The sequence below is a fragment of the Paenochrobactrum sp. BZR 201-1 genome, from assembly GCF_044987585.2.
GTDB classification, from domain to species: domain Bacteria; phylum Pseudomonadota; class Alphaproteobacteria; order Rhizobiales; family Rhizobiaceae; genus Paenochrobactrum; species Paenochrobactrum pullorum.
Window position 1 is genome coordinate 1 of the sequence record NZ_JBJDRZ020000014.1, and the last position, 15,817, is coordinate 15,817.

Consider the following 15,817-nt stretch of genomic DNA (forward strand, 5'->3'; position numbering starts at 1 on the left):
TCAGAACACGAAAAAGAAATCGAAGCCATTAGATTTGAGTTAGATGACTTGGTAAATCGTATTAATTCAATTCTTCCGCATTAATGCATAATGCGAAAAGGCAGCCTTTAAGCTGCCTCTCTCATATCTTGCCTAAGGTCTTATTCTTTCATCATCACTCAGCCAGTGCAAGACCGTTATCATACAATCAAATTTTATAAACTGGCTTAAGCCCCATAAAAAGCTTCGTGATAAAAGACTGTGCCGTGTCTTGGTTCATTAGTGAAATCCAAGCACTGGAAGTATTCAACAGGTGCACCCCGGAAAACCAAAGCCGGGTCGCACTTAAAGTTAAATCTTGCGTAATACTGCGGATCACCCAGAACCACACATCCTGAAGCAGACAGTGCCTTCAACTTTGCCAGACCAGCTTCAATAAGCTTAGTGCCAATGCCTGTTTTCTGGTAATCAGGATGTACAGCAACTGGCCCAAGGCCATACCACCCTGCCCCAGCCCCTTCGATTGCCACCGGCGAGAACGCAACGTGTCCTACAATCCGATCAGCTTGAACAACTACAAGTGAAATTGTTAATGCGCCAGCTTCTCTCAGGCCGTCAACAATAAATGCTTCTGTCCTGTCGCTATGTGGGGCATCTTCAAAAGCCGAAGTGACTAAATCACGAATATTTTGTATATCTTCAGGGGTTTCTGGACATATAATCATAAAAACTACATAGCAATCCAATTCTTATGTCGTCAAATATATTTATAATTGAAATGTCACAGTACTAAACAAAAAGCAGCTGTTAAGCTGCCTTTCAAATCGGATTACCCAGTGTTATGTAGAGTGACATTAAATCATGTTCCCGTCAAGTTCTTTAATGAGTCACGCTATGTTCTTTTTTAAATTCCGTAAAGCTTTATTAGCGATGTCAGCCCGCACTTGAGATAAGCCACCATATGAGGCAGATGCATACCGTCTGCCTCATCCAATACACAGACCTTTTTCGTGGTTGATGTGATTGGTTTACCTGAATGATCAGCTTTGCAGATTGCACACACAGATTTAACGGGCGCACAAAGGGTTACTGCCACGGATGCAGCGCGGCCTGCAAAGCGCCCCCGTGATTACTCTACCCAGTCAAAAGCCATGAAAATGGCATGAGAAGGCATTCGTAAGTGGATGGCGTACTCAGGCAAGCCAATGACTGCCAACCATCGCGGTAAATTCATTTCAAGAGCCTTTGCACAAATTCTTATGGCTAAACGTGAGCAAAGCTCCGGCTACATCACGCCAGAAGAAGCACAATTCATTGGCTCTGACTGCCTTATGAAAATACGGGAGGTCGGTAATGGCTTGTATCGATTTTGACGCTATCGACTACATAGATGAAATATCCACGACGCAGCTTGTCCACGAGCTAGAAAGCCGCCGAAACGGTGGCGACAACGAAGCTTACACAGACCGCTCATGGCGTGAGTGGGTGCTTCTAGCGGATTTTATAGCAGAAGGCAGAAAGGGCGAAGCTCTTGATCTTCTCTCAAGAATTGCCCCGTCGAAATCAATCCGGCAACGACGATCAGTTGTGTGCAGATGAGAATGGCGGTTTGCGCAGTAACAAAAACTTCTGTTTCTGTTGTAGTGACGGTTTGTGCAGTTGCAAAAGACATCAGGGCGGCAGTTGCGAAAGTTGCAATAAGAATACGGCGCATGTTCATTCTCCATCTTGTCGATCATTGTTATGACGTACATAAAGTAAATGCTTCTGCACCTGGATCGTTTCATCAAGTCTTTGATATATTAGAATTATTTTGTGAATTGAATTTTGAATTTATTTTATCCGGAACCAATAAGCTTTGCCCGCCGTTACCTTTACAGAGCGTTTGTCATTCAACTTAGATATAGGAGAAGACAATGGAACGCAGTGACAAGTCCAAATATACGGACAAGCAAAAACGCAAAGCAGAACATATAGCCGAAGGATATGAAAAAGACGGCACTCCGGAAAAAGAAGCCGAAAGGATTGCATGGGCAACCGTCAACAAACAAGATGGCGGGGGTAAAAAACCAGGTGGCTCCGGACGTGCCAAACATAAAAAATCAGCGGAGAAAAAATAACTCATCCTGACCTTTAAGTTTTAAAAAGGAGGAGAAAATGACATCAGTCAGATTTCAGATTGCGGCCGCATTAAGCGTGATGGTTAGTGCCGTTCTTTTTGGTATCGGAGCAGTAATCGTCTTGTCGGTGCCGGAACTTTCAGAAGAAGCAAAATATTTGTTACCGGCAGTCATTATCTTAAGTTTTCTGATTACCCCGTTCATTTCGTGGATTATAGCACCACGCCTGCGCAACCGTTACTGGCAGAGACGCAAAATCATGCAAGAAAAATAAAAATCGCCCAAGCCTGTAGTCCGGCTTGGGTGATCACTGCAGTTCTTTGCTTAACATTTAGGATGAAAATCCATCATCCCTTGGGTAATTAATATTCAAGATGGTTATTAAGACAGACCTTGAATTTCATTCTCTGCATTCAAGCCGATATGTTCAGCAGCTGGCACACGCGGAAGCCCCGGCATCGTCATGATGCTTCCGCAAATGACCACAATAAATCCTGCACCAGCTGATAATTTTACTTCCCTGACAGGAATTATATGTCCGGAAGGTGCGCCTAATAAGGTGGGATCCGCTGAAAAACTATATTGCGTCTTGGCCATGCAAACCGGCAAGTTGCCAAAACCCGCATTCTGCCACAGCTCCAATTGCTTCAGCACAGAAGCATCCGCACTGACATCAGCTGCGCCATAAATTTCACGGGCCACTACTTGGATTTTTTCCCATAAAGGCAAATGATCTTCGTATAGTAAATTTAATGTGTCGTGATTATTATCGGCCAATTGGGCAACTTCATGCGCCAAAACTTCCGCACCTGCCCCACCTTCAGAAAAATGACGGCACAAGATAGCTTTGACACCCAAATCGTCACAAATTTCATTCAAAAGTGCAGTTTCTGCATCCGTGTCTGTTGCAAAATGGTTGATAGCCACCACAACCGGTAAACCGAATTTTTGCACATTTTGAACATGCCGGACAAGATTAACACTGCCGTTTTTCAATGCTTGCGTATCCTCGACACCAAGCTCACTCTTGGCCATGCCGCCATTCATTTTCAGGGCACGGATTGTAGCAACCACTACAACAACATCAGGACTCAAACCTGCTTTCCGGCATTTGATATTGAAGAATTTCTCTGCCCCAAGATCAGCGCCGAAGCCTGCTTCCGTAACGACATAATCGCCCAGCGCCAACGCAGCTTTGGTTGCAATCACACTATTGCAACCATGCGCAATATTGGCAAATGGTCCGCCGTGGATCAATACCGGATTATTCTCAATTGTCTGCACCAGATTTGGTTGCAAAGCATCTTTCAGCAATGACGTCATTGCACCATCTGCTTTAAGGTCGGCGGCGGTAATCGGCTGTTTATCCAAGTTGTAACCAACAATGATACGTGCCAAGCGCGCTTTTAAATCCGCCAAATCTTCGGCAAGACAAAGAATGGCCATCACTTCAGAGGCCACAGAAATATCAAAACCGGTTTCGCGCGGATATCCATTGGCAGGGCCGCCTAATGCAACCGTGATATCACGCAAAGCGCGATCGTTCATGTCAACCACACGACGCCATGTGACACGGCGCGTATCAAATTTTAGATCATTTCCCCAATGGATATGATTATCGATCATCGCTGCGAGCAAATTATTGGCGCTACTGATCGCATGAAAATCACCGGTGAAATGCAGGTTGATATCTTCCATCGGAATAACTTGCGAATAGCCGCCACCCGCAGCACCACCTTTCATGCCGAAGTTAGGCCCCAAGCTTGGTTCACGCAGACAAATGACAGCCTTTTTGCCCATTCTGTTTAGTGCATCGCCCAACCCGACAGATGTCGTCGTTTTGCCTTCACCCGCAGGTGTCGGGTTAATGGATGTTACCAAAACAAGTTTGCCGCGCGGCTTGCTTTTTAATCGGTTGACTACATCATGCGTCAGCTTTGCTTTATCATGACCATAAGGCAAAAAATCATCTGTCACGAGATCAAGCTTCGCAGCAATCTCGGTGATGGGTAATTTATGAGCAGCGCGAGCGATTTCGATATCAGACTTCATTGAACACTCCAGTAGCAAAACAGGGTTGACTACTCATAGCCAATCGCAATTGGTTTTCACAATGTCATTGTGAAACATTTGATGGTCATCCAATGTTTTCCAAATAAACAATACCGCTCTTCAAAATTAAAGTTTCTCGGCCAACAGAATAAAACGATTGTAAACACGTGTGCGCAAGTTATTACGCAAACCGCATGTGCGTCTCTGTGCACGGGCAATCGGCTCATGAGACAACTGACACTTGATATGAAATCCGGCAGCCTCAAGCAGCGGAATAAGACGTTCTGCGGTCAAGCCGTCACCAAAGGGCAACCGATCCATAATTGTAGCGTGTCGCTTACTGATGGCACCATCATAATAATCATCGGGTGACAAACGATCCCAGATTCCCAACAGCCACGCAGCCCAGCGACCAGACGGCTTCGGCTTTGCCCAATCACCATCATAAATCAATAATTTGCCACCTGAACGCAAAATCCGGAACCAGTCAGCAAAAGCAACTTCCGGTTCCACCAGTGTCCAGACCAGATGCCGGCATAAAATAACATCATAGCTATCTGCCGGTTCCATTGTTTGACCGGCATCGGCCAGAAGAAAGCGCAAGTTTTCTTTGCCTGCATGTTTGGCACGAGCAACGGCCAGCATATCTTCAGAAAAATCAATCGCCGTCACATCATGACCAAGGCCATGAACAAGCTTCGTCACCTCACCGGTTCCGCAGGCAAGTTCCAAAACCCGTAAAGGCGGTTCGCCTAAATGATCACGGATAGGCTGTGCCCAAGCACCAGCCTCCAAACCATCTGCAATCTTATGGCCAAATGCCAGATCGAATGTTTTTGAACGACGTGACCAGTAATCGCGAATATCTTCGATCAGGTCATAATTACTGCTCATTAGGAGCGGTTCCCGGCAATAATCTTTTCAAACCGCTCACGCGCACGCTTGGGCATATCGTCCGCCAAAACAGGAGCCGGCGCATTTTCACCCACTTCAATCAGCATCACCATGCCCATGCCGTAATGCGGTGAACATTTAATCGCATAGCTACCTTCGACAGGCAGGCTGATGGTAAAATTTTCTTCATTGATTTTTGACTTAAACGGCTCTGCACCTTCGGGAATCATACCGTCAATGGTTGCCGCATTATGGCCCGGGTGTGACTTGACGAATTTGACAGAGTCACCGGGTGCAATTTTCAAATATTCCGGCTCATAAATCATCGAACCATGCTCATTGCGGTTATACATTTTCACTTCCCATGTTTCGGCGAGTGCAGGTGTTACAACCAGTCCCATCAACAAAGCGGCAATGAATTTCATCAGTTCTGTTCCTCTAAATGGTGGAAACGAAAAATCATACTGTCATCGGTACAATCATGGAGCGGACGGGCACCAACACGAAAAATGCCTGAGATACGTTCAGGCGTCAGCACTTCTGCCGGCGCACCACATGCAATCATGCGGCCTTTATCCATGACCGCCAAACGGTCACATTGCATTGCCTGATTAAGGTCATGCAGCGCCATCACCACAGTGACCGGCAAAGAACTAACCAAGCGCAAGAGGGCTAATTGATGATGAATGTCCAGATGGTTTGTCGGCTCATCAAGAATGAGAAGACGCGGGCGCTGCGCCAGCGCACGCGCAATATGGACACGCTGTCTCTCCCCGCCGGAAAGTGTTGCCCAATCCTGGTCAACCATGTGGCACATATCAACCGCTGCAAGTGCCTCGTTAACGATTACGCGATCTTGCGTGCCGAAAGGGGCAAGTGCCGAAAGCCAAGGTGTGCGCCCAAGTTCAACGACATCACGCACCAGCAGTGCTTCCGTGGTTTCGGCAATTTGTTCAACGACGGCAATATGCTGTGCTATTTCACGCCTTGAAAGCCGCTGAATAGATTGCCCGTCTAGTATCACCTTGCCTTGCGCGCGTGGTACCAAGCCAGCCAGCAATCGCAACAGGGTCGATTTACCGGAGCCATTTGGCCCAATCAGACCAAAACTTTCTCCCGGTTGAATATCAATAGAGACATCCGCAACAATCGTTTTGCCCTTGGTCGTCCAACCGAGATTTTCAGCGCTTAATCTCATGTCCGCCTCCGGTTACTGATTAAAATCAGCGCAAAACCGGGTGCACCGACAAGCGCGGTCACAACCCCGATCGGTACCACCTGTCCTGATATCAGGGTGCGCGAGGCAATATCGGCTGCAATCAAGAAAACCGCACCCGCCAAAGCAGAAGCCGGAACCAGTCTTCCATGACGGGGGCCGACTACAAAACGCATGGCATGAGGAATAACCAGCCCGACAAAGCCAATGGAACCAACCAAGCTCACCATAGTTGCCGTCATAATCGTCGTCGCACCAATCAGCATGATCTGCACACGTCTCACGGCAATACCTAAAGAGGCAGCAGAGGATGCGCCGAAAGTGAAGGCGTCCATGGCACGTATAAACCACAGGCAAACCAAAAAACCGAAAAAAGCAGCGGGCACAGCCAAAGTTACATCCGGCCAACGCACTCCCGATAAGTTGCCAAGCAGCCAAAACATGATGCCGCGTGCTTGTTCAGCATTTGCCGATTTTGCAATAAAAAAAGACGTCAGTGCATTAAAAAGCTGCGATCCGGCAATCCCTGCCAAAACAAGCTGCACCGATCCGCCACCAGCCGCTTTCGCCAGTGCTACCACCAGTAAAAAAGCCAAAGCTGCACCACTGAAAGCACCAACGGAAATACCAATCATGCCGCCGCCGATACCAAGTACCGTTACGGCAACGGCACCGGTGGATGCGCCTGCCGAAACCCCTAAAAGATAGGGATCGGCCAAAGCATTACGTACCAAAGATTGCAGCACAACACCGGAAAGCGCCAAACCTGCACCGCAAGCCGCTGCCACCAGTGTGCGTGGCAAGCGATAAGACCAAATAATACCCTGATCGATCCGGTCAACCTCATGGGTGGCGCCCCACAGATTATTGGCAAACACCGCTGTCACTGTATCCAGCGGCAATGGCGTTTCACCAATGACCACACCGATGAGGATGGCCAGCATCAAAGCGCCAGCCCCCAGCACAGTCCAAAGAAAGATTTTCCACACCATTGCAGTGCGGCCAAAGGTGCCGGAGGCTGTCGTTACAATCATTTCAGGTCAAATCCGGCCAGTTTTTCTGCCAAAAATTCAACAGCTGCCACATTACGGATGGAAGGATCCATCGCATGACCGTTCAAAACAATAATATGACCATTCTTGACCGCATCCATCTGGCTGGCAACCGGATCATTCTTCAAGAATTCCAGTTTCTTTTCAACATCATCGGCCGGGAAACGACGGCGTGACATTTCAGCGATGACAATCACCGTCGGATTAGCACGGGCAATGGTCTCCCAGCTGACAGTCGGCCATTCTTCGTCACTTTCAATGACATTACGAAGATTAAGCTTTTCCATCATATAGGCAGGTGCACCTTTGCTACCAGCGACATATGGATCAACATCCATTTCTGCCGAAGAGAACCAGAACAATGCAGACGCATCGGCAAGGCCTAAGGATTTTGCTTTTTCTGCCGCTGCTGCTTCACGCGCTTTCAGGCTTGCAACCAGCTCTTCGCCTTTTTCCGGCACGTTGAAAATCTGCGAAAGCTCGTTAATGCTCGCATAGACATTGTCAATTTTGAACATATCGGAACGGGTACCATCCGAACCAACACTATTGTCTTTATTCATACAATCGGTTGCCAGAATATAGGTTGGAATACCGATATCATTGAAATGTTCGCGGGTGGCAATAATACCCTGCGGGCCGATATGCCACTCATATTGAACCGTTACCATTTCAGGTTTTTTGGCAACAATTGCTTCAAAACTCGGATCATTGTCGGCAAGGCGCTCAATGCCGTCATTGAGCGATTTATATTCAGGCAAAACATCGGTGAACCAGACGCCGGTTCCAAGAACCTTATCACCAAGACCCAGAGAATAAAGAATTTCTGTTGCTGCCTGACCGATACTGACGGTGCTTTTCGGCGCTGCTTCAAAGCGCAGGTCAACGCCGCAATTGTTGAGGCTCAGCGGATAGCTGGTTTCGGCCTTGGCCGGCAATGTAAAACAGACAGCTGTCAGTGCTGCTGCAATCAGTCTCTTGTGAAACATGTACGTCTCCGGTTGGTGAGGCGACCGGAAAACAGGGAGGGAATGCCGGTGCAATAGCATAGGTAAAAAGCAGCCTTGTCGACTGTTATCTCTAAGCTGGCTATGGCGGACGCACTATTGCGTCTTGTGGCAAAAATCATACGACACCCCCCCGGACACCCCGTCCGGGCCGCGTTACAGTTTTTTGCCGGCAGGTCTCCTGACTGGCGGATCGTCACGTGCAACGTCTTCCCATGATTTTCATCACAGTGACTTGTTGCTGCACGCTCATCGCCTACAGTTGCGGGGGCAGTTCCGTTTCATCATTTTGCGATGTCGGATTCCCTTTTGATTCCCAATGGAAACCGGCAAACAAGGTCTAATCGAACCCATTTAATCCTGCAAGTCACCAATGATCAATCAAGGCTTTGTATCTCCAACAAAAAGCCTCGATAAGATTGATCAAAGACAAGAGTTAAATCAGCGCGGCTATTATTATTCATTTCAACAACCGGTTTAGTTTTTTCGATCAGCATCGAATAAACACAAACCGACATGTTTTTTTACTTGCGACTAAAGCAGCGACTGCTTAATCAATTTAGCAAATTATGATAAATGCAGATTTTAGAGGTTTCAATGTCAGATCAGTCTCAACCCGCTCGCGGAAAAGGGCGCAAAGCGCTTCTGTGGACCACTGTAGCAATCATCGTTGTGGCTGGTGCCGGTGTAACCGGTTACAAATATAATTTACAAAATAATATTCGTCAGCAGATTGAAAAACGTGGTGGTAAAGCGGAAACGGTTTCCGCTGATTTTTTCGGCAATATTCATCTTAAAAATGTAACCTTGCCGCTCAAAAACGACCAGACCATTAATATTGCGACATTCGACGGCCGCCCGCAATTTTTATTCTTGACCGGAAAAGCAGATGCCACCGGCATTACGACTGAAACCGCTCAGTTCAAAATCACTATTCCCCAGCTTCAAATTGATGATGCCAATTTCAACAAACAAGTCTTATCCGAACTTTTTGGTGGCAGCAGCAAACTGACACCGGCAGAAAGAGTAGAGCGCTTTTCAGCTAAAAAAATTCATGTCTCCGAAATACAGTTCGAGCAAAATTTCCTCGATACAAAGCAAAAGACTTTATATAAAAATCTCACATTGAATGATGTGAAAAACGGCCAGATAGCCTCCATGCAACTTGAAGCGGCTCAAGTGGATATGACCGTTTCAGTGCCTAAAGATGACGGCTCCGTCAACAAAGAGCCAATGTCTGTTCTTATTGGTACAACGGATGGCAAAGATATTGATGCCGCCTTCATGACCCGTTTTTATACTGAAAAGGCTGGCCCAGCCAACAATGAGCTCAAGCCTATTCAAGGGACCTATTCAACCAAAAATATTTCGTTCAAACTGCCGGAAGCAACAGCGACAATCAACGAAATTAAAAGTGCCGGTTTCTCCATGCGTCTGCCGGAAGTTCCGTTCTGGCAAATTATGCAAGACATGGGCTCGGTTGAAAATATCGACGATCTAAGTGATGATGAGCGCCGCGAACTATTCCGTAATATTATTAAAATTTACGAGATTATGGGCAAAGGTGATGTCGAACTCATTGATATCAACATCACACCAATTGATGAAACCAAGCCTTCCGCTACCATTGCCAATGTCACGATGAATTTCGACAAACAGGCCTTTGATATGGCGCTCAAAGGTTTGAAAATCGGCACCGAAACCGATTATTTCCGCATGGACGGATTCACATGGGATGGTTTCGACTATGCTGCCACACTTGAAGCCGGTAAAAAGCTTATTGATGTCCCAACCGACGAAATCGATAAATTTCCATTTACGACGCTGATGCCGACCATTGGCACCTTCCGTTTAAGTGGCTTGGATATTGATCTGCCAAATACAGAATCCGACCAGATGGATGAAGGCGAAACGATCGATGAGGAAGATTTAGAAGGTATCGAGGATACACCTGATACTGCCATCACACCTGATGAGGGCAATGATCAAGATGATGCGGATGAAATAATCAAGCCTAACTCCGAAGATCAAGCCGGAAATGAAGAAGTCACGCAACAGGATGATGAAGACGATGGCGAAAATGTCATTGAAGAAATGACTGATGAGCCGGAAGTCGATACAGCCTTATCTGCCGCACCGACACGCGTTAAATTTAAAATGAAAAACGCGATCTTTTCCTTCCTCAAACCAGTCAATGGCATACCGACAGATATTCAAATCGGCTATGACGGTGTGAATATTCCGTTACAGGAGATTCAGGATAACTTCGCACTCAAACTGCGCGAACTCGGTCTGGACAATGTGAACATTTCATCCAACACCCATATTGTCTGGGATGAGCCAAGTGAATCGCTACTCATCAAAGACATTTCCTACAAGGGTGAAAATCTTGGATCATTTGCGCTGTCAGGTGTGATGGGCAACATGTCACGCGAGTTTTTCTCCGGTGACAAGGTTATGATGCAAGTTGCAGCTCTTGGATTGAAGGCTAAAGAAATCAACCTTCGTATCCATGATGAGGGCATGATTAACAAAGCGTTTAAATTAGCCGCACTTGAAAATGGTTCAACCGAAGAAGAAGCACGCCAGCTGACGACTCTGATGATTGCCATGTTTGCAGCTGAATTTGCTGGTAAAAATCAGCAAATTCAAGAGGTTGTAGAAACATTGAACCGTTTCATCGCCAATCCGAATATTTTCACACTCTCGATCAAGTCGAAAAATGAAAAAGGTATTGGCGCATTTGAAGCGTTCGCAGCAACACAAAACCCGCTGAGCTTGCTGGAAAAGGTGACAATCAAAGCAACAACTGAGTGAAAACGATCATTCATTTCCAGTGATAGAAACCTGTTGAAATAAGCAAAAGCCCCCGTTTAATAACGGGGGCTTTTCATTTTAGCCTATTAAAGCGTGATATTGCCAACCACTTTAACGCGGACGCGACGGGCATCACCCGGCAAATAAGCAATAGGAATATCTTCGGTATCCAGCAGATCAATGCTGTCTGGTGCGGCACCTGCTTCAATCGCACGCTCACGCGCCAGTTTTTCAGCGGCTGCCAGTGCTTCTTCACGGCTAAGTCCTGAGAAAACCTGATCCACTTCGCCAGAAACCTGCGCCATAGCAGCACCAAGTGCATTGGCAATGCCGGCATGTTCAACACTTAACACTTCGCTCACGCCCTTGATCTTTTCAGGGATCAGGAAGGCACCGCCACCAACGGCAATCACATTGACGTTTTCAGCCGAGGTTTTCATGCGGTCGACATTGTCTTCAACCATCGTGTTGATACGCTTCAAGATCGTCTGCACAAAGGTCTGATCGAGATGCTTGACACGATCACGGTCGCCAATTTCCACGAGACCCGCAGCCACAGCAATATCAGTGGCCGTCAGCACATCACCACCAAAAACCAGTGCTTTTTCGGTAATACGATAGCCGACACTGCGCGGGCCAACCTGACCGGTTTCCGTATTGATGATCGTGCCGCCGCCCAAAGCAAATGGCAGCAAATCCGGCATACGGAAAAGTGTGCGGACGCCGCCAACTTCCACCACATTATTGGCCTCACGCGGGAAGCCGTTAATCAGACAGCCAACGTCAGAAGTGGTGCCGCCAACGTCAATCACCATGGCTTCTTTCAAGCCGGTGAGGAAAGCCGCACCGCGCATGGAATTGGTCGGGCCGGAGGCAAAACTATAAACCGGATTGGCGGCTGCCACCTCTGCCAATACAACAGTACCGTCATTTTGGGTCAGATAGAAAGGAGCGCTAATCCCAGCTTCCACCAGTGCTTTACCGAATGAGTCGATGGTGCGTTGACCAAGACCTTGCAGGGCAGCATTCAGCAATGTGACGTTTTCACGTTCCAGCAGACCAATGCGGCCAAGCGTGTTGGAGCAGGTAACGCGCACATCCGGAATGATCGAGTGCACGATTTCGGCAGCCTCATCTTCACATTCAGTAGTAAGCGGGGAGAAAAGTGCTGTAATTCCAACCGATGTAATACCGGCATCACGGATTTTTTTTGCAGCTTCACGGATGGCATTTTTATCCAGCGGTACGAGCGGACGACCATCATATTCATGACCGCCTTCCACCATAAAAGATAAAGGATTAACCTCGTCACGCAACTCTTCCGGCCAGTCGACCATCGGCGGCAAAGATGCCCCTGCCGGCATGGCAATACGAATGGCAGCCACGCGCTCCAAACGGCTACGTTCAACAACAGCATTGGTAAAATGCGTGGTGCCTATCATCACCGCATCAACCGGCGTTGCATCTGCCGGTTGGTCTGCCATCACTTTATTGATCGCATTGACCACGCCATGCATAACATCAGCGGTGGTTGGAAATTTGATGGTGGAGATAACTGTATCACCATCGATGAGTACGGCATCCGTATTGGTGCCGCCAACGTCAATACCTATGCGTTTCATGATCCAAATACCGATTTAAAGTCAATGTCATAACCAAATGCACGCGGGCCTACATGTTCCAAGCCTTTAGGCGTGCACAAAACATCCGGCGCAGGCAGTGCAATGGCTGTAACGCGCTGGCCGTAGCGAACGGTTTCTGTACCAATTGCTTCGCCTGAAACAGTGTCCAGCAAGCAAATTAGATCGGGTGTCATGGCAATCGGCTGATTGTCACGGAATGCAACCGCCCATTCGTTCTGAAAGCTCAGTTCAAATATGGAATCTTTATCATTGTCCAACCCTTCGATTTTGGCTGAACCACGTAAGAAACCGCCTGTTGTGGTGCGGTCCACGTCGCAGACCTTGCCTTTGAACAGCAGTTTGCCGCCTTCATGCGCCAAAACGGCAGCTACCGGATCTTCGTGTTTGCTACGCGCCTCAGCAACAACGCGTCCCAAAGCGACAGCCTTGGTAACCGTGTTGAGCACACCCCAGTCTTTCACTTCACGGCCGGTACGCGGAGCTTTACAGGTCGCGGATGTGGAACCCACTTCGGTACAAATTTTACGCGAAATACGTTCCATCCACTTCCAGGAAGCAGCCTTCGCAACAATGGCTTCATTGTCACGGCAATCGACCAATGTCAGCGGATACATCGACAAATCGCCGATCGCAAAACTAGTCATCTGCGCTTCCGGATAGGCGCGCCCCATCGCATCGGCATCCACCACCGGAATATCGAGATGGGCTGCCGCCAGGAAAGGTGACAAAGCATTACCGCCACCAATTTCAACGCTCATTACAGCGCGGAATTTACGGCCGGTATAATCTTCCATCAAACGCATGGCACGCGCCAGATGCGCCGGATCAACCAGACGCTCCTGACCAACCAAAGGTGCGCCCATTTTGGACACAACCGCCACGGCGTCATTATCATCAAGCGCTGCCGGATCGATAAGCTTGCAGCGCTTACCCTCTTTATACAGTTTTTTGAGGTTCAACTGTGCTAAATAAGGGCTGCCGCCGCCACCAGTTCCCAAGATCCACGCGCCGGTTGCCAGCGGATCAATTTCTGTTTCGTCAAAATCACGGATCATGCTTCCCTCCGAAAAATATATTTAACACTAGCCTTCGAAGTTAATGCGTGCCTATAGGGAACCACCCCTATAAGAGTGTAGAATTGCGCGAGAATCAGAGAATATCCGTGATACAATCGGGAGTTTGAGGAGAATATCTGGTGCCATCCGTTAAAAACGGCTCCAAAGAACAGTCGGAAAAAATGCTTCGTCGCATCATGTTTGTCACTGTCGGCCAATCGCCGCGCCACGACCTGATCGAAGAAATGATGCAAAACCTTGATGTACCATTGGAAACACTGGAAATCGGGGCGCTCGACAATCTGTCAGCGGCAGAAATTGAAGCATTTGCTGTTAAAGGCGATGAAGCGAGCATAGTCACCCGACTTGCCGATGGCTCTAATATTGTGCTCTCTAAATCTGCTATCAGCGAAAGAATGGCCAAAATCGTCGCTGAATTCCGCCCCGGAGAATATGATCTGGTCGCCATTTTATCGACCGGCCTTTTCCGCGATTTTGAAAGTAATTGCCCGACCGTCAACTCCCAACGCGCCATTGAATCGGCGATTATTTCGCTGGCTGCACAAGGTTCGACCGTCGGCATCATCATGCCATTGGAGCGCCAATTGCAGGAGTTCGATATTCCGGCTCTTGTCGATTATAAAATCGTGGCAAGCCATGCGCGCGACAATGATCGCGGCCAATTGGCTGCAGCTCTGATTGATCTGGCAGACACAGATATTATTGTTTTAAATTCAGTGGCTTACACTGAGGCTGATCGTGCAGTCGTTGCTCGTGCCAGCGGCAAACCAGTGATTTTGGCACGCCGTATTGTATCAAGCGCAATCAGACTGCTACTTTATCAAACACAAACGATTGTTTTACCGGGGGTCACACAAGAATTTTCAGAAAAACTTGCCCGTCTTACCCCGCGTGAACGACAGGTAATGTCTTTGGTTGCCGAAGGTCTTTCCAACAAAGCGATTGCCCGACAGCTGGATATCAGCCCGAAGACCGTGGAAATTCACCGTTCTAATGTTTTAAGCAAGATGGAAGTCTCCTCTTCCAATGCGCTTATCCGCTTGGTGATCACATCCGGCCACGCTTAAAAATGTGATATTTCCTATGATTTTCAATCAGTGTGCCATCACACTGATTCTTTTTCACCGAGCGCGTAGCGCAATTTCCTGCATAAAAAACTCCATATAGGGGAATAACCCTATAGAGAAACAGCCTTCACGCGCATTACTCTTGCTTATTCAGGGATGGGTAGTGAATGGTGAGGAAATCATGGTGAAGTCTTTTCGCATTGCTTTTGTAACAATCGGGCAGACGCCGCGTATTGATATTGTGCCGGAAATGATGGCCGACATTACCGCCGGATTAAATGGCGTTGAGGTAACATGCCAGGAATTCGGCGTATTGGATGGTTTAAATGACGCGGAACTCAACGCACTTCATGCGCAAGAGGGTGAGCATTCTTTTGCAACACGTCTCAAAAGCGGCGTCGAGATTGTCACATCCAAAAAACTGACCGAAGAACGGCTTAATCTGATCCTGCAAACAATCGACAATCAGGGTTTCAATCTGATTGTACTGCTTTGCACCGGTACGCATATAGTACCTTTGAAAAAAACCCTCGTTGTCGAGGCACAGCGCATTGTTGATGCAACTGTTGCGGCACTCACCGATGACGGCACTTTGGGTGTCATCCTGCCGCTTGAGCGTCAGATCAATGATTTCCACGAGCGCCATGTTTTTTCAGGCAAAACCAAATTGGTTGCCGCGTCACCCTATGCCGGTGGCGACATCGAAAAGAAGGCTGCCGAGCTTAGTGATTGCAGCCTCATTATCATGCATTGCATGGGCTATTCGGGTGCAATGCTTGAGCGCGCCCGCTCGTCTTGCAAAGCGCCAGTGCTTTTGTCCCGCCGCATTGTCTCCAGCACTATCCGCCAGATGATCTAAGCGCTGCCTGTTCCGTTATTTTTTAAAACCATGGA

General features: G+C 47.8%; 15 protein-coding genes, 1 pseudogene and 1 riboswitch. Of the genes and pseudogenes, 6 read left to right on the forward strand and 10 right to left on the reverse strand.

The genetic code is table 11. The features are described from left to right. Positions 1 to 206: 206 nt before the first annotated feature. Entirely contained in the window at positions 207 to 725 is a 519-nt protein-coding gene (locus tag ACI0FR_RS09815) for a GNAT family N-acetyltransferase (RefSeq protein ID WP_374831966.1), read from the reverse strand. A 459-nt stretch (positions 726 to 1,184) separates the two neighbouring features. Between ACI0FR_RS09815 and ACI0FR_RS09820 the strand changes: the two genes are divergently transcribed. Next, complete coding sequence (locus tag ACI0FR_RS09820; RefSeq protein WP_374831968.1) at positions 1,185 to 1,352, forward strand: hypothetical protein; 168 nt, start codon at positions 1,185 to 1,187, stop codon at positions 1,350 to 1,352. A gap of 128 nt (positions 1,353 to 1,480) precedes the next feature. Here the strand turns inward: ACI0FR_RS09820 and ACI0FR_RS09825 are convergent, their stop codons facing one another. Continuing rightward, positions 1,481 to 1,693 carry a hypothetical protein gene (locus tag ACI0FR_RS09825; RefSeq protein ID WP_374831970.1) on the reverse strand — a complete coding sequence of 71 codons (213 nt, stop codon included), beginning with the start codon at positions 1,691 to 1,693 and terminating at the stop codon, positions 1,481 to 1,483. 202 nt (positions 1,694 to 1,895) lie between these two features. Here ACI0FR_RS09825 and ACI0FR_RS09830 point away from each other — a divergent pair. Both ACI0FR_RS09830 and ACI0FR_RS09835 read left to right on the forward strand, forming a co-directional pair. Beyond that, positions 1,896 to 2,072, forward strand: a pseudogene (locus ACI0FR_RS09830) (plasmid stabilization protein); the annotation flags it as partial. 64 nt (positions 2,073 to 2,136) lie between these two features. Beyond that, positions 2,137 to 2,373 (forward strand): hypothetical protein, encoded by a 237-nt coding sequence (locus tag ACI0FR_RS09835; protein ID WP_374831972.1) that lies wholly within the window; start codon positions 2,137 to 2,139, stop codon positions 2,371 to 2,373. A 107-nt stretch (positions 2,374 to 2,480) separates the two neighbouring features. On the opposite strand, the gene ACI0FR_RS09840 is transcribed toward ACI0FR_RS09835, so the two are convergent. From ACI0FR_RS09840 to ACI0FR_RS09865, 6 genes are all read right to left on the reverse strand, one after another. Next, positions 2,481 to 4,151 (reverse strand): formate--tetrahydrofolate ligase, encoded by a 1,671-nt coding sequence (locus tag ACI0FR_RS09840; protein ID WP_404908314.1) that lies wholly within the window; start codon positions 4,149 to 4,151, stop codon positions 2,481 to 2,483. Between the two features lie 126 nt (positions 4,152 to 4,277). Then, positions 4,278 to 5,045 (reverse strand): class I SAM-dependent methyltransferase, encoded by a 768-nt coding sequence (locus ACI0FR_RS09845; protein ID WP_404908316.1) that lies wholly within the window; start codon positions 5,043 to 5,045, stop codon positions 4,278 to 4,280. Further along, complete coding sequence (locus ACI0FR_RS09850; protein WP_374831978.1) at positions 5,045 to 5,470, reverse strand: pseudoazurin; 426 nt, start codon at positions 5,468 to 5,470, stop codon at positions 5,045 to 5,047. Before ACI0FR_RS09850 ends, ACI0FR_RS09845 begins: the two co-directional genes overlap by 1 nt. Further along, the gene (locus tag ACI0FR_RS09855) at positions 5,470 to 6,243 is read right to left on the reverse strand and encodes an ABC transporter ATP-binding protein (protein ID WP_374831980.1); all 774 of its coding nucleotides are present in this window, start codon (positions 6,241 to 6,243) and stop codon (positions 5,470 to 5,472) included. The genes ACI0FR_RS09850 and ACI0FR_RS09855 overlap by 1 nt, the downstream gene beginning before the upstream one ends. Then, positions 6,240 to 7,253 carry a FecCD family ABC transporter permease gene (locus tag ACI0FR_RS09860; RefSeq protein ID WP_461667940.1) on the reverse strand — a complete coding sequence of 338 codons (1,014 nt, stop codon included), beginning with the start codon at positions 7,251 to 7,253 and terminating at the stop codon, positions 6,240 to 6,242. The genes ACI0FR_RS09855 and ACI0FR_RS09860 overlap by 4 nt, the downstream gene beginning before the upstream one ends. 38 nt (positions 7,254 to 7,291) lie before the next feature. Then, complete coding sequence (locus ACI0FR_RS09865; protein ID WP_374831982.1) at positions 7,292 to 8,302, reverse strand: ABC transporter substrate-binding protein; 1,011 nt, start codon at positions 8,300 to 8,302, stop codon at positions 7,292 to 7,294. A 172-nt stretch (positions 8,303 to 8,474) separates the two neighbouring features. Next, a riboswitch (cobalamin riboswitch) is annotated at positions 8,475 to 8,666 on the reverse strand. Between the two features lie 251 nt (positions 8,667 to 8,917). Here ACI0FR_RS09865 and ACI0FR_RS09870 point away from each other — a divergent pair. Then, the gene (locus ACI0FR_RS09870) at positions 8,918 to 11,137 is read left to right on the forward strand and encodes a hypothetical protein (RefSeq protein WP_404909789.1); all 2,220 of its coding nucleotides are present in this window, start codon (positions 8,918 to 8,920) and stop codon (positions 11,135 to 11,137) included. 86 nt (positions 11,138 to 11,223) lie between these two features. Here ACI0FR_RS09870 and ACI0FR_RS09875 read toward each other — a convergent pair whose 3' ends face one another. Together ACI0FR_RS09875 and ACI0FR_RS09880 are read right to left on the reverse strand one after the other, a co-directional pair. Next, on the reverse strand, positions 11,224 to 12,759 hold the full coding sequence (locus tag ACI0FR_RS09875; protein ID WP_404908323.1) for a hydantoinase/oxoprolinase N-terminal domain-containing protein: 1,536 nt from the start codon (positions 12,757 to 12,759) through the stop codon (positions 11,224 to 11,226). Continuing rightward, positions 12,756 to 13,835: a DUF917 domain-containing protein gene (locus ACI0FR_RS09880; protein ID WP_374831988.1), complete on the reverse strand. Its 1,080-nt coding sequence runs from the start codon at positions 13,833 to 13,835 to the stop codon at positions 12,756 to 12,758. The genes ACI0FR_RS09875 and ACI0FR_RS09880 overlap by 4 nt, the downstream gene beginning before the upstream one ends. A 140-nt stretch (positions 13,836 to 13,975) precedes the next feature. On the opposite strand from ACI0FR_RS09880, the gene ACI0FR_RS09885 reads away from it, so the two are divergent. After that, on the forward strand, positions 13,976 to 14,923 hold the full coding sequence (locus tag ACI0FR_RS09885) for an AroM family protein (RefSeq protein WP_374831990.1): 948 nt from the start codon (positions 13,976 to 13,978) through the stop codon (positions 14,921 to 14,923). 181 nt (positions 14,924 to 15,104) lie between these two features. Beyond that, positions 15,105 to 15,782 (forward strand): AroM family protein, encoded by a 678-nt coding sequence (locus ACI0FR_RS09890; protein WP_404908326.1) that lies wholly within the window; start codon positions 15,105 to 15,107, stop codon positions 15,780 to 15,782. Positions 15,783 to 15,817: the final 35 nt, after the last annotated feature.

What these genes read in the sequence shown, in the direction of transcription:
- ACI0FR_RS09820 (WP_374831968.1), top strand. Translation starts at nt 1,185, where the DNA reads ATGACTGCCAACCATCGCGGTAAATTCATTTCAAGAGCCTTTGCACAA.
- ACI0FR_RS09825 (WP_374831970.1), bottom strand. Translation starts at nt 1,693, where the DNA reads ATGCGCCGTATTCTTATTGCAACTTTCGCAACTGCCGCCCTGATGTCT.
- ACI0FR_RS09835 (WP_374831972.1), top strand. Translation starts at nt 2,137, where the DNA reads ATGACATCAGTCAGATTTCAGATTGCGGCCGCATTAAGCGTGATGGTT.
- ACI0FR_RS09840 (WP_404908314.1), bottom strand. Translation starts at nt 4,151, where the DNA reads ATGAAGTCTGATATCGAAATCGCTCGCGCTGCTCATAAATTACCCATC.
- ACI0FR_RS09845 (WP_404908316.1), bottom strand. Translation starts at nt 5,045, where the DNA reads ATGAGCAGTAATTATGACCTGATCGAAGATATTCGCGATTACTGGTCA.
- ACI0FR_RS09850 (WP_374831978.1), bottom strand. Translation starts at nt 5,470, where the DNA reads ATGAAATTCATTGCCGCTTTGTTGATGGGACTGGTTGTAACACCTGCA.
- ACI0FR_RS09855 (WP_374831980.1), bottom strand. Translation starts at nt 6,243, where the DNA reads ATGAGATTAAGCGCTGAAAATCTCGGTTGGACGACCAAGGGCAAAACG.
- ACI0FR_RS09860 (WP_461667940.1), bottom strand. Translation starts at nt 7,253, where the DNA reads ATGGTGTGGAAAATCTTTCTTTGGACTGTGCTGGGGGCTGGCGCTTTG.
- ACI0FR_RS09865 (WP_374831982.1), bottom strand. Translation starts at nt 8,302, where the DNA reads ATGTTTCACAAGAGACTGATTGCAGCAGCACTGACAGCTGTCTGTTTT.
- ACI0FR_RS09870 (WP_404909789.1), top strand. Translation starts at nt 8,918, where the DNA reads ATGTCAGATCAGTCTCAACCCGCTCGCGGAAAAGGGCGCAAAGCGCTT.
- ACI0FR_RS09875 (WP_404908323.1), bottom strand. Translation starts at nt 12,759, where the DNA reads ATGAAACGCATAGGTATTGACGTTGGCGGCACCAATACGGATGCCGTA.
- ACI0FR_RS09880 (WP_374831988.1), bottom strand. Translation starts at nt 13,835, where the DNA reads ATGATCCGTGATTTTGACGAAACAGAAATTGATCCGCTGGCAACCGGC.
- ACI0FR_RS09890 (WP_404908326.1), top strand. Translation starts at nt 15,105, where the DNA reads ATGGTGAAGTCTTTTCGCATTGCTTTTGTAACAATCGGGCAGACGCCG.